Here is a 12,872-nt window from a genome sequence, read left to right as displayed (position 1 = left end):
GTATTGCTCTGTAATTAATCAATTTCAATATCTACAGATCAATACCCATCCGGGTATCAGAACAGCCCCAAGCCGCGCAGCATAATCACGGTGATGATAATCGGCGTTACATAGCGCACCAGCACAAACACCGCGTTGATCAGCAGGCCATTGTTCAGTTGGCCTTCGTTGCTCAGCTGTTTTTTCAGTTGCGGCAAGCCATACACCCAGCCCACAAACAAACAGATCAAAATCCCGCCCAGTGGCAACAAGATATTCGAGCTAATAAAGTCGAACAGATCAAACGCGTTCAGGCCAAAGACTTTCCAGTCGGCCGTCAGTGACGATGACAACATCGCTGGCACGCCAAACAGGCCAATAATGCCCACAGAAATCAGCGTGGCTAGTTTGCGGCTAAAGCCAAAGCGTTCGCTCATCATCGCAACTGGCACTTCCAAGATCGACAAGATCGCGCCGGTGGCCGCAATCGCCGCCAACACAAAGAAGATCGCCATAAACACATTGCCCAGCGGCATGCTGGCAAACACGGCCGGAATCGTCATAAACACCAGCGAAGGGCCCGCCGATGGCTCAAAGCCAAAGGCAAACACGGCCGGGAAAATCGCCAGGCCAGCCAGCATCGATACCGACAGATCGGCCAGCATCACGCGGGTGGCGGTGGCGGGGATATTCTGCTCTTGGCGGAAATAGCTGCCGTAGGTCAGCATCGTGCCCATGCCGATCGACAGCTTGAAAAACGCCAAGCCCACGGCGGTGAGCACTACCGGCGCAGTGATTTTGCTAAAGTCCGGTGCAAACAAAAATTCCACCCCGGCCATTGCGCCGGGCAAGGTCAGGCTGCGAATACAGAGCAAAACCAGCAGCAAAAACAGCAGCGGCATCAGTTTTTTGGCTACTGCTTCAATCCCTTTGGATACGCCCAGCATAATAATCACGCCCGCGCCGCCCAAGACCACCCACTGCCAGAACAGGGCCTGCATTGGGTTAGAAACCATGGCATCAAACGCGGCTTTCGCGGTGGCTGGGTCGGTGCTGTGGATGCTGCCCGACAGCGATTTAAAAATATACGCAAACACCCAGCCTGCTACGCCGGTGTAAAACGCCAAAATCAAAATGGCCGACACGAGACCCATATAGCCGATCACGGTCCAGAATTTCTGATTTTTGGGTGCCAGCTTTTCAAATGCGGTGACTGCATTGGCGCGCGAAGCACGGCCGAGCATGATTTCGGTCATCATCACCGGCAGCGCCACCAGCAAGGTGGCCAGCAGATACACCACCAAAAAGCTCGCGCCGCCATTGGTGCCGGTGAGGTACGGAAATTTCCAGATATTGCCCAAGCCGACGGCTGAGCCCAGTGTGGCGACGAGTACGCCAAAGGTCGATGTGAATCCATCACGGTTCTGGCTCATGGCCTGCCCCTTATGCTTGTTTTTGGTCGGTATGCGCATCATCAAATCCGGTTTGTAAGCTGTCCATTCGGGAAAACCCGTTTCGCCGCCAGGCGGGCGGACAAAATGCCGTGGATTTGATCTGGCGCAGCCGCAGCGCGGCACGGTAACTTCAGTACAATAGTGCATTGCTTACGTTTTGCTGCGCCCACCTATGACTGCTGTGCCCGAAGCCACTGAACCCACCATGCCCCAGCTTGCCGACTCGGCTGCCGCGCTGCCTGATGCGGCGCCGGCCGAAGCTGCCGCCGAGCCCAGCGATGAGGCGCGCGCAGCGCTGTTGCTGCAGGTGAAAAATCTGCCCGATCTGCCCGGTGTGTATCGCTATTTGGCCAGTGATGGCACGGTGCTGTACGTGGGGAAGGCCATTAGCCTCAAAAAGCGCGTCGGCTCCTATTTCATCAAAAACGATCACAGCCCGCGGATACGCCTGATGCTCAATCAGGTGGCCGCGCTGGAAACCACCGTGGTGCGCTCGGAAGCCGAAGCGCTGGTGTTGGAAAATAACCTCATCAAAGCCCTGTCGCCGCGCTACAACATTCTGTTTCGCGACGATAAAAGCTACCCGTATCTGGTGCTCACCGGCCATGCCTCGCCGCGCTTGGCCTACTATCGCGGCGCGCTGGATAAGCGCCACACCTATTTCGGGCCGTTCCCGAATGGCTATGTGGTGAAAGAGAGCATCCAGCTGCTGCAAAAAGTATTTCAGCTACGCACCTGTGAAGACTCGGTATTTAGCAACCGCTCGCGCGCCTGTTTGCTGCACCAGATTAAGCGCTGCTCCGCGCCGTGTGTGAATGCCATTTCGCCCGAGGCCTACCGCCGCGATGTGAACAACGCGATGCTGTTTTTATCCGGCAAAGAAAACGAAGTGCTGCAACAGCTGGAAGAGCGCATGCAAACGCTCGCGGCCAATTGGGAATTCGAAGCCGCCGCCGCGGTGCGCGATCAGATTCAGGCGCTAGCCAAAGTACAAGAAAAGCAATTTGTGTCGAGCAACAGCAGCGATGGCGACGCCGACATCTTGGCCTGTGTGGAAGAGGGCGGTGTGCTGTGCGTGAATCTGGCCATGGTGCGTGGCGGGCGGCATGTGGGCGACAAAAATCTCTTTCCGAGTCACGCCGACGAATACACGCCCGCCGAGGCCCTTAGCGCCTTTATCGCCCAGCATTATCTCGAGCGCACGGTGCCGCCGCTGATTTTCTGCAGCCCCGAGCCCGATGGCGCCAGCCTGCTGGCCGCCTCGCTCTCTGAGCAAATGGGCGCCGGCAAAGGCGGGCGGCGAGTGGTGATTAATAGCAACCCCAATGGCGAGCGCCGCGTGTGGCTGGAAATGGCGGCCAAAAATGCCCAGCTGGCCATTTTGCAGCGCAAATCGTTGCAAGCCTCGCAAGCTGGCCGTCTCGCCGCCTTGGTCGAAGCGCTGGGCCTGCCGGAAGAAACCCAGCGCATCGAGTGTTTTGATATTTCGCACACCATGGGCGAGCTCACCGTCGCCTCCTGCGTGGTATACGATCAGCAAGATATGCAGCCCAAGGAATATCGGCGCTTTAACATCGCCACCACTGTTTCGCCGGGCAAGGGCGATAGCGAATTTGCCCCGATCACGCCGGGCGACGATTACGCCGCCATGCGCCAGGTGCTGCAGCGCCGCTACAGCAAAATCGCCGCCGGCGAGGGCAAAATGCCCGACGTGATTTTGATTGATGGTGGCAAAGGCCAGCTGGGCGTCGCGCTCGACATCCTTGATGAAATTGGCCTTGTCGAGCCATGGGTGATTGGCGTAGCCAAAGGCGAAACCCGCAAAGCCGGCTTAGAGCAGCTGATTATCCCGCGTCTGGGCAAAACATTGCAGCTCAAACGCGATCACCCTGGGCTGCATCTGATACAACAAATCCGTGACGAGTCACACCGTTTCGCCATCACCGGCCACCGCGCCCGTCGCGCCAAAGCGCGCATCGCCAGCACGCTGGAAGACATCGAAGGCATCGGCCCCAAACGCCGGCAAAAACTGCTGGCCCGCTTTGGTGGGCTGCAAGGCGTGAAAGCGGCCAGTGTCGATGACTTGGCGGCGGTGGAGGGGATTAATCAGGCGTTGGCGGAGAAGATTTATTCGGCATTGCGGGGGTGAGGGTGCATTGAGGTTTGCTCGGATTAAAAATAAAACCCGCTAGCGCGGGTTTTATTTTGGCAGGTTTAGACCCAAAGCGGAAGTTTTCGCAGGTTAGTGCTGCACTTGTAAAGTTAATCCCACATGCCCTTTAATCATTTAAATAATTGCGCCCGATTTTCTGGCGTTTCAATGTGATAGCTTGAACAAGTTATTCTAGAAGGCGCAGCGAGAATGGTTTTGTCCTGATCAAACCTGCTGTAATCAAATCGATAGATGCGTGCGACCAATTTGGCCGTACTGATTTTCATAGAATCATCATGCTTTAAGGAGCGAACATCTCTTATCTCGAAGCCTGCACGTGCTAAACGCAACTCCCCCTGAATATCTTCAAGTACAAACTTAAATGAGTACAACACGGGTTTAGTTAAATCCGCTGCCTTCTTATCAAATGATGTGTCATCTCCCGGATGCCCCTTGAGATAGCGAAGATCATAAGTAATACCGTCTTGACCAACATACCGAACGAAACCAACACCTTGTATTGTTGCAACATAGCGAGCATTGCTGTAGCTGTCCGCTAACCATCCCACTCCCTGTTCAAGCTTTTGATAAACCCGCAAGCCACTTTCTTTTTCGCAAATCGCCTTGAAGCGGTAATAACCACGGATATTTTCATTAAAAATAATAAGAATTAGGCCTACAACCATGGCCAGAATGATGATAAATTTTTTAAACTCTTGCATCATGGTCACTCTTGATTAAATGACTCATTCATTCATGAGTACATTGCATTAATGTATTGCCTAGTGGATTGCAGGCATTCACTCTGTTATGCACAAATAAAGTATCTACTTCCGCTTTTGGCCGATTGTTGCCTGTGCAATTTCGATGATTTTAATTATTTTTAGTGCCTTCGGCACGTTGTTTTTGATGCGCGTTCCGCCGCGCAGACAGGCAGGGAGCTTTGCTTCGCCAAAGCCCCCTGCACCCCAAAGGCGACCCGGGCGAAAAGCGCTCCGCGCTGCCCTTGCTTCGTCGTGAGCCAAACAAAAGGCCGTTTGTCTCTCTCCTCGCTGCGGTTTTCGCTACACGGGAAACCAAGCCCCAGCTTCACCTGCGCGGTAAATACGGGTGGCAGTATTGCGCTGAGGGCATTGCTGGTCTTTGGTTTGCTGAATATACCCCCACGTAGCAGTGCCGTTCGGGAGGCGCTTGGTAAGTTTTAAGTCGTAACCTGTTGCGATCGAAGGAAATTCAGGCGGAAGCTGCGCGACACTGGCACGCAGCGCCGCTGCTGGCCCAGCGTCAATCATCCTAGCCCGTGGCGTAGGGCGCAGTGCCTGAGTGGCGGTGAGGCTATGGGATTTGGGGGCACTGAGTGTTGGCCGTGCTGGCGTACTGCTGGCAGGTACAGCGCTGGCTGCGCTAGTGGGGTATGGCCCTGCAGGCTATTTTAGCCAAGCCTTGCAGGGCGATACCTGTGGTTTACTTCTTGCGCGCGCTGGCTTTGGCGGGCTTTTTGGCCGGCGTGGGGGCTGGGGTGGCTTTGACCAGATCATCGCCATTTACATAGGCGGCTTTGATCGCGTCGGCGAGCTTGAGTACCGCGGTGGCGTAGAGCGTGCTCTTGTTGTAGCGGGTGATCACGTAAAAATTATTAAACCCGAGAAAATGCTGGGTAAAGCCCGGCTCGGTTTCCAGCGTAAACAGCACGGCTTGCTGCTTGGTGTTGATCTCATCGATTGGCGCCACGCCTTTGGCGATCAGTTCATCCACCGTGTAGTGCAGATTAAATTTATCGGCCACCAGCTGGCTTGGATCGCCATTAAAATTCACCGCTGCCAGCGTATCGCCGCGATCTTGCCAGCCATGCTGATTTAAGTAATTGGCCACGCTGGCCAGCGCATCGCCCGGGTTGTTCCAGATATCGTGGTGGCCGTCTTTATCCCAATCTTGCGCCCATTTGCGAAACGAAGAGGGCATAAACTGCGGCCAGCCCATGGCGCCGGCGTAGCTGCCTTTAAAGCTCAGCGGGTCTTCTTTTTCTTCACGCGCCAGCAAAAATAGCTGGGTGAGCTCGCCGCGGAAATACTCGGCCCGGCGCGGGTAATTAAACGCGATGGTGGCGAGCGCATCGGCCACGCGGAACGAGCCGGTGTAGCGGCCGTAATTGGTTTCGGCGCCCAAAATCGCCAGCAAGACTTCCGGGGCCACTTGATATTTGCGGCTCACATCGCCGATCAGGATGGCATTCTCGCGCCAAAAGCGCGCGCCATTGTTGATGCGGGTTTTGTTCACAAAATTGGCTTCAAATTCATGCCAGGGGCGGCTGGTGGAGGGCTTGTCCAGAATCGCCAGGATATTGGGTTTGAGCTCCACTTGCTGCAGCCAGCCGGCCAGCTCATCGGGGCTAAAGCCATGCTGTTGGGCGGTTTGCTGGATGTAATCTTGCACATCGGGGCGGGTGACCAGCTCATCATCGGCGCTGGCATACGGCAGAGTGGCCAGCAGCAGGCTGGCAAGGGCGGTGCGAAGGAAAGACATGAGCAATTCTTGGTTAGTGGCGCCGTGGGCGCCGGTTTGGGGGCCGCGCTAGGGGTTGGATAGCGCGGTCGTCAGTAATTTGGCGGTGATATCCACGATGGGGATCACCCGTTCATAGGCCATGCGGGTGGGGCCGATCACGCCCAGCGTGCCGACGACTTCGCCATTGACCTGATACGGGGCGGTAATCACCGAGCATTCATCCAGCGGGGCAATGCCGGCTTCGGCGCCGATATAAATCTGTACGCCGTCGGCGCGGTGGCCTTGCTCCAGCAATTGCAGTAGGGCGGTTTTCTGCTCGAAAAGTTCAAACAGCTGGCGCATGCGCTGCATATCGCCCGAGAAATCATGCAGGCCCAGTAGCTGATGCTCGCCGGCGATCACCATGTGTTCGCTTTGCAAACCATGGCTCATGGCTACGGCGGCGTTCATCAGGCTGGTGAGGTCTTGCTTCACGCGGATGACGTCGCTTTGCAGCCAGCTCAGCAAATTGGCAAGGGTTTTGCCGCCGCAATGCTCGTTTAAGAGCTGCGCCGCGGTGGCCAGTTCAGTGGGGCTAAAGTGCCGCTCGGTTTGCACAATACGGTTTTGCACATCGCCATCGCTGGTCACCAAAATCAGCAGCACGCGCTTTTCGGCCAATGGCAGAAATTCGATTTGCTTGAGCGTGAGCTCGCTGCGCTTGGGCGTCATCACCACGCCGGCAAAATTGGTCAGCTGCGATAAAAGCTGCGAGGCGGCCTGAATGCTGTGCTGCGGGTTGTCGTTCGGTAGGGCGTTGATCTGCACATGGCCCAGCGGCTGCACCGCCAGCAAGGTATCGACAAACAGCCGGTAGCCTTGCGCGGTGGGAATGCGGCCGGCCGAGGTATGCGGGCTGGCCACCAGGCCTAGCGTTTCCAGCTCGGCCATCACATTGCGGATGGTGGCGCTGCTGACTTCCAGGCCGGAAAACTGCGACAAAGCCTTCGAGCCGACAGGCTGGCCTTCGGCGATATAACGCTCGACGAGCGTTTTAAGCAAAATCTGTGAGCGGTCGTTCAGAAGCATGGCACGGCTAGAGTCACAAAACGGCAGATTGGACGGCAACAACAGCGCACAGGCGCGCGTCAGGCTGGATTTTACCTGCTCTTCGGTGTATTAATGCGGCTGACGCACCAAATATTCAAGATTATGCACAGCCTATTTAAAACCATCGCCCTCGTTGGCCGCCTGAATACCCCTGCGCTCGGCGAGCCGATTTTGCGCTTGGCGCGCCTGTTGGATGAGGGCGGGGTAAAGGTGCTGATCGAGCAGGACATCGCCCGCGAACACTGCATCGAGCATTATCAGCGCGTTGAACGCGGCCATATCGGCAAGCTGGCCGATCTGGTAATTGTGATGGGTGGCGACGGTACCATGCTGTCGGTGGCGCGTTTATTGGCTCCCTATCGCATACCCCTTATGGGTATCAATCAGGGCCGGCTGGGCTTTATGACCGATCTGCCGCTGCATGAAATGGAAACCGCCGTGCCCAATATGCTGGCCGGCCAGTTTATCCCCGAAGAGCGCATCTTGCTGGAAGCCAGCATTTTGCGCGACGGGCAGACGGTGAATACCTCGCTGGCGTTCAACGATGTGGTGTTTAGCCGCGGCTCGATCGGCTCGATGATCGAATTCGAGATTTTTGTTGATAACCAGTTTGTGTACAGCCAGCGCTCGGATGGCTTGGTGGTCTCTACACCCACCGGCTCCACCGCCTATGCGCTGGCCTCGGGCGGCCCGATTTTGCACCCGGCCTTACCGGCCATTACGCTGGTGCCGATCTGCCCACAATCATTATCCAACCGGCCGATTGTGGTGTCGGAAAATGCCCAGGTCGCTTTTTTGCTCACCCGCGGCCAAGATGCGCGGGTGTATTTTGATAACCAATCGGATTTCGAATTGCGCGAGATGGATCGGGTGCTGATCCGCCGCTATACCAATTCGCTGCGCATCCTGCACCCGCATGGCTACAGCTATTACGATATGCTGCGCGCCAAACTGCGCTGGGGCGAGAAGCTGCTGTAATTCATCACGCGTGGTTGCGGCGAAAGCCCCACAGCCGCGCGTTTGCCTCTTGTCCTGCCCGGCATCTTGCCCTAAAGTGAACGCTCGTTCTGTTTGTGCCGGGTACTGCCATGCTCTCTGCTTTGCATTTACGTGATTTCGTGATCGTTCGCGAGCTAGATCTGGATTTCGCCAGCGGATTAACCGTGCTCACCGGCGAGACCGGCGCGGGCAAATCCATCATTATCGATGCGCTGGGCTTATTACTGGGCGAGCGCACCGATGCGGGCGTGGTGCGCCACGGTGCCGAGCGCACTGAAATCAGCGCCGAATTCAATATCAGCGCCGTCGCGAAAACCAGCGCATGGCTGGCCGAGCAGGGCTTTAGCGATGAGGGCGAGCTGCTGTTGATTCGCCGCATTATCGACGCCAGCGGCAAATCGCGCGCGTTTATCAATGGCAGCCCCGCCACGCTGGCGCAGCTCAAAAGCCTGGGTGAAGGGCTGGTGGATATTCATGGCCAGCATGCGCATCAATCGCTCTTGCGTCACGAAGCGCAGCGCGAGCTGGTGGATGCCTACGCGGGCGCCACCGAGCTGGTGCGGCAGGTGAGCCAGCGTTATCAGCATTGGCACGCGCTGGCCAATGAGCTGCAATCGGCCGAGCAAAATGCCGAGCGCTTTGAAGCCGAGCGCGAGCGCCTGCAATGGCAAATCGATGAAATCAGCCAGCTGGCGCTGCAAGAGGGCGAATGGGCCGAGCTACAGGCCGAGCATAAACGCCTGCACCACGCCGCCAGCCTGATTGATGGGGTGCAATATGGCCTGACCGCCTTATCGGATGGCGACGAAAACTGCCAGAGCTGGCTGGCCACCGTGGCGCATCAGCTGGGCAAGCTAGCCGATTTTGATCCATCGATTCACGATACGCTGGAGCAGCTGGCCGGCGCCGAGGCGCAACTGGCCGAAGCGGTGAGTAGCTTGCGCCAATATGCCGATAGGCTGGAATTAGACCCGGAGCGCCTCGGGGAAGTGGAAGCGCGCATGGATGCCATTTACCGCGCCGGGCGCAAATACCGGATTGACCCCAGCTTGCTGCCCGAGCAGCTGGCCGATTGGCAAGCGCGGCTGGCCGAGCTGGGAGGTGAAGAAGGGCTGGATGCGCTGCGCAAACAAGTGGTGCAGGCCGAGCAAGATTACCGCCGCCCGGCCGAGCAGCTCTCGGCCAAACGCGCCAAGGCGGCCAAGCAGCTATCTAAATTAGTGAGCGAGCAAATGCAGACGCTGGCGCTGGCCGGTAGCCGCTGCGAAGTGGTATTGCTGCCGCAAACCCAGCCGGCGGCCTTTGGCCTGGAGCAAATCGAGTTGCAAACCGCCAATCACCCGGCATCCCCCTTGCGGCCGATGGCCAAAGTGGCCTCGGGCGGCGAGCTGTCGCGCATCAGCTTGGCGCTGCAAGTGGTAACTAGCCAGGTGGCGAATGTCCCCACGCTGATTTTCGATGAAGTGGATGTCGGTATCGGCGGACGGGTGGCCGAGATTGTGGGGCGCTTATTGTCTGAATTGGGCCAGAGCCGGCAAGTGCTGTGTATTACCCATCTGCCGCAAGTGGCCGCCTGCGGCCGTACGCATCTGCAGGTCGCCAAAGCTCAAGCCAAAGATGGCGTGCGCAGCAGCATAAGCCAACTGAGCCACGCCGAGCGGATCGAAGAAATCGCCCGCATGCTGGGCGGGCTGGAAATCACCGACACCACTCGCCAGCACGCGGCCGAAATGCTGGGGCAGGTGGCAGTCGCGGGCTAAGTACTTGCTGGATCGTGGCCGCATCTAGCGGCCAGCACAGCGCAACGGCCCATTTGCGGTATCATGGTCGGCCTGATTTCAAGGGCTGACCGGATGGCCGCGCACGATAAATCCCCACTGACTTCCCCCAATCCGCAGGCGGATGCTGCATTTATGCAGGCCGCGCTGGCGCAGGCGGCCCAAGCGGCGCAGCACGGTGAGGTGCCGGTGGGCGCGGTGGTGGTGTATCGGGGCGAGGTGATTGCCGCCGCGCATAATCAGCCATTGGCGATGAACGACCCAAGCGCCCATGCCGAAATGCTGGCGCTACGCGCCGCGGCCAAGCAGCTGGGCAATTATCGCCTGAGCGAATGCGAGCTTTTTGTGACGCTGGAGCCCTGCATTATGTGTGCCGGCGCCATCTTGCACGCCCGGGTGCGGCGGGTGGTGTATGCCACTGCCGATGCCAAAACCGGCGCGGCCGGCAGCGTCATCAACCCCTTTGCCAGCCCGCAGCTCAATCATCACACCTGTATCCAAGCTGGCCCCGGCGGCGCCGAGTCGGCCGCCTTGCTCGGTGAATTTTTCCGCCAGCAGCGCGCCAGCCAGCGCGCTACCCGCGCGCGCCCGCAGGTAGCGGTGCCGGGCTTGGCTAATTTGCGTGATTTGGGCGGGCTTAAAACGGCAGATGGCCGGCAGATTCGTGCCGGGCTGCTGTTTCGCAGTGAGCAGCTACAGGCCGTTGACCCAGTCTGCGCTGAATTCGCCGCGCTGCAAATCCGCTCGATTTGGGATTTGCGCTCAGCCGCCGAGCGAGCGCAGGCACCTAATCCGCACTTTCGTGGCGTGAGCGACACCCACTGCGATGTTTTGGCGGCCACCGCGCAAGCCACGGCCTGCAGCGTGCCGCAATTACTGGCGCAACCTGCGCAGCTCGAAGCGTTACTGGGCGAGGGCCGCGCGGCGGCCATGATGCATGACTTGTATCGCGAGCTCGTCGCCAACCCGGCGGTGCAGCAGGTATATGCCCAGTGGCTAACTAATTTAAGCCTTGGCGGGCAATACCCCGCCTTAGTGCATTGCACTGCCGGCAAAGATCGCACCGGCTGGGCCATGGTGTTGCTGCTCTCGGCGCTGGGCGTGCCGCATGAAAGTATTCTGCGGGATTATCTACTGAGCGATGCCGCTATCCGCGGCAAATACGCCCCGCTGATCGCGCAGGCCTGCGCCGCAGGGGCCAGCAGCGAGACGCTAACGGCCATTCTGGGCGTACAGGCCGCCTATCTGAAAACCGCCATGCACGAAGTAAAAAAGCAGGCCGGCAATATGCCGCGCTATCTGCGTGAAGTGCTGGGCTTGTCGAGCGACACCATTGCCGCTTTGCAAGCGCAACTCCTGCAGCCGGCTGACCGCTAAACGCAGCTAAGGCTGAAGCCAGCCTGATACCCAACGACTGTTTTGCCGCTGATCAACTGCTCGGCCACATCGGGCTGGGCGAGCGCACCGATCTTCGCTAAGGCAGAGCATGTCTATTGTTGGAGTAACACCATGCCGCGCACCTTACTGACAATGCTGGTGCTGTGTTTAAGCAGCCAACTCTATGCCGCTGGCGCCGATGATCCAGCTGGCGACGATTCCGCCACCCGTACCGCCGGCACTGTAAAGCCTAGCGATGATCCGGTTAGCCATGATGCCAATGACGATCATGGCGGCCTGCGCACCAAAACTGCCACCAGCGAAGACAGCAGCAGCCATCGCAGTGGCGCCGACGATAGCGGCTTTAGCCACAGTAGCCGCAACGATAGTACGGGCAAAACAGCCAGCGGCGAGAGCAGCGGCAAAAGTGGTAGCGGCGACAGCGGCAAAGGCAGCGGCAGTAATAGTGGGAGCAGCAGTAGCGGCAGCAGCCAAGGGGGCAAAAGCGGAGGTGAGGGCGGCAGTAAAGGCGGTGGCGACAGTGGCGGGAAAGGGGGCGGCGATGGTGGTGGTAAAGGCGGGGGTAAAGGCGGGGGTAAAAGTGGCGGTAGCGGCAAAGGTTAAGTGCGATTTGTCGCCGTCTTTGCTAGTGCCAATCGAGGGTATTGCTCTGCAGGCAATCAATAGCAATGCCTATGGAGCAATACCCAGGTAGAGTGAGTATTAGCCGTAAACCGGATCAAACAAGCCAGCCAGGCCCGCGCCCGGTGACGGCTGGCGCATAAACGCTTCGCCCACCAGATAGGTGTGTACATTGTGATCGCGCATCAATTGCACGTCAGCCGCGGTGTGAATACCGCTTTCGCACACGGCAATGCGGCCATCGGCCACGATTTGTGGCAATAGATCGATGGTGGTTTGCAGGCTCACTTCAAAAGTGCGCAAATTGCGGTTATTCACGCCCAGCAGCGGGGTTTTGAGCGTGAGTGCGGCATCTAGCTCTTGCGCATTGTGTACTTCCACCAGCACCGCCATACCCAGGCTGTGCGCCAGCGCTTCAAAATCCTGCATCTGTTTTACATCCAGCTCGGCGGCAATCAGCAAAATGCAGTCCGCACCCCAGGCGCGCGCCTCATAAAACTGATATTCATCGACCATAAAGTCTTTGCGCAGCGCCGGCAGCGTGCAGGCCGCACGGGCGGCTTTCAGGTAATCGGCGTGGCCCTGAAAATACTGCACATCGGTCAGCACCGACAAACACGCCGCGCCATGGGCGGCGTAATCGGGGGCAATCTCGGCCGGCACAAACGGATCACGCATCACGCCTTTGGATGGGCTGGCCTTTTTGATTTCAGCAATCACGCCCGCTTTACCGGCTGCATGTTTGGCCTGAATTGCGCCCACAAAGTCGCGCAGATCGCGATTGGCCTCGGCTTGCGCACGGATTTCCGCGAGCGGGATGAGTTTTTTCGCGGCAGCCACTTCTTCAAACTTGGTGGCCCAGATTTTTTTTAGGATGTCGGACATTTTTCGTACTCA

General features: G+C 58.0%; 10 protein-coding genes. 5 read left to right on the top strand and 5 right to left on the bottom strand.

Annotation, left to right across the window (positions count from 1 at the left end; translation table 11 throughout):
• Positions 1-56 precede the first annotated feature (56 nt).
• A complete protein-coding gene (locus G482_RS0115140; protein ID WP_028450740.1) occupies positions 57-1,412 on the bottom strand; it encodes a sodium-dependent transporter in 1,356 nt (451 codons plus the stop codon).
• Between the two features lie 226 nt (positions 1,413-1,638).
• Here G482_RS0115140 and uvrC point away from each other — a divergent pair, with 226 nt between their 5' ends.
• Complete coding sequence (gene uvrC, locus G482_RS0115135; protein WP_084414790.1) at positions 1,639-3,582, top strand: excinuclease ABC subunit UvrC; 1,944 nt, start codon at positions 1,639-1,641, stop codon at positions 3,580-3,582.
• Positions 3,583-3,716: 134 nt separating this feature from the next.
• On the opposite strand, the gene G482_RS0115130 is transcribed toward uvrC, so the two are convergent.
• From G482_RS0115130 to hrcA, 3 genes are all read right to left on the bottom strand, one after another.
• Positions 3,717-4,310 carry a hypothetical protein gene (locus tag G482_RS0115130; protein ID WP_028450738.1) on the bottom strand — a complete coding sequence of 198 codons (594 nt, stop codon included), beginning with the start codon at positions 4,308-4,310 and terminating at the stop codon, positions 3,717-3,719.
• 739 nt (positions 4,311-5,049) lie between these two features.
• A complete protein-coding gene (mltB, locus tag G482_RS19010) occupies positions 5,050-6,108 on the bottom strand; it encodes a lytic murein transglycosylase B (RefSeq protein ID WP_084414747.1) in 1,059 nt (352 codons plus the stop codon).
• Between the two features lie 48 nt (positions 6,109-6,156).
• On the bottom strand, positions 6,157-7,158 hold the full coding sequence (gene hrcA / locus G482_RS0115115) for a heat-inducible transcriptional repressor HrcA (protein ID WP_034619852.1): 1,002 nt from the start codon (positions 7,156-7,158) through the stop codon (positions 6,157-6,159).
• 123 nt (positions 7,159-7,281) lie between these two features.
• Here hrcA and G482_RS0115110 point away from each other — a divergent pair, with 123 nt between their 5' ends.
• The 4 genes from G482_RS0115110 to G482_RS20390 all read left to right on the top strand — a co-directional run bounded on the left by G482_RS0115110 (position 7,282) and on the right by G482_RS20390 (position 11,957).
• A complete protein-coding gene (locus tag G482_RS0115110) occupies positions 7,282-8,157 on the top strand; it encodes an NAD kinase (RefSeq protein ID WP_028450735.1) in 876 nt (291 codons plus the stop codon).
• A 110-nt stretch (positions 8,158-8,267) separates the two neighbouring features.
• The gene (gene recN, locus G482_RS0115105; protein WP_028450734.1) at positions 8,268-9,938 is read left to right on the top strand and encodes a DNA repair protein RecN; all 1,671 of its coding nucleotides are present in this window, start codon (positions 8,268-8,270) and stop codon (positions 9,936-9,938) included.
• Between the two features lie 63 nt (positions 9,939-10,001).
• Positions 10,002-11,333 (top strand): tRNA adenosine(34) deaminase TadA, encoded by a 1,332-nt coding sequence (tadA, locus tag G482_RS20180; protein ID WP_211227654.1) that lies wholly within the window; start codon positions 10,002-10,004, stop codon positions 11,331-11,333.
• Positions 11,334-11,465: 132 nt separating this feature from the next.
• Positions 11,466-11,957 (top strand): hypothetical protein, encoded by a 492-nt coding sequence (locus tag G482_RS20390; protein ID WP_028450733.1) that lies wholly within the window; start codon positions 11,466-11,468, stop codon positions 11,955-11,957.
• A gap of 99 nt (positions 11,958-12,056) precedes the next feature.
• Here G482_RS20390 and trpC read toward each other — a convergent pair whose 3' ends face one another.
• Positions 12,057-12,860 carry an indole-3-glycerol phosphate synthase TrpC gene (gene trpC, locus G482_RS0115090; RefSeq protein WP_028450732.1) on the bottom strand — a complete coding sequence of 268 codons (804 nt, stop codon included), beginning with the start codon at positions 12,858-12,860 and terminating at the stop codon, positions 12,057-12,059.
• Positions 12,861-12,872 lie beyond the last annotated feature (12 nt).

Source organism: Chitinibacter tainanensis DSM 15459 (assembly GCF_000429785.1).
Taxonomy (GTDB): domain Bacteria; phylum Pseudomonadota; class Gammaproteobacteria; order Burkholderiales; family Chitinibacteraceae; genus Chitinibacter; species Chitinibacter tainanensis.
The sequence above is the reverse complement of the archived record's forward strand: the minus strand, read 5'-3'. Positions and strand labels throughout refer to the sequence as shown.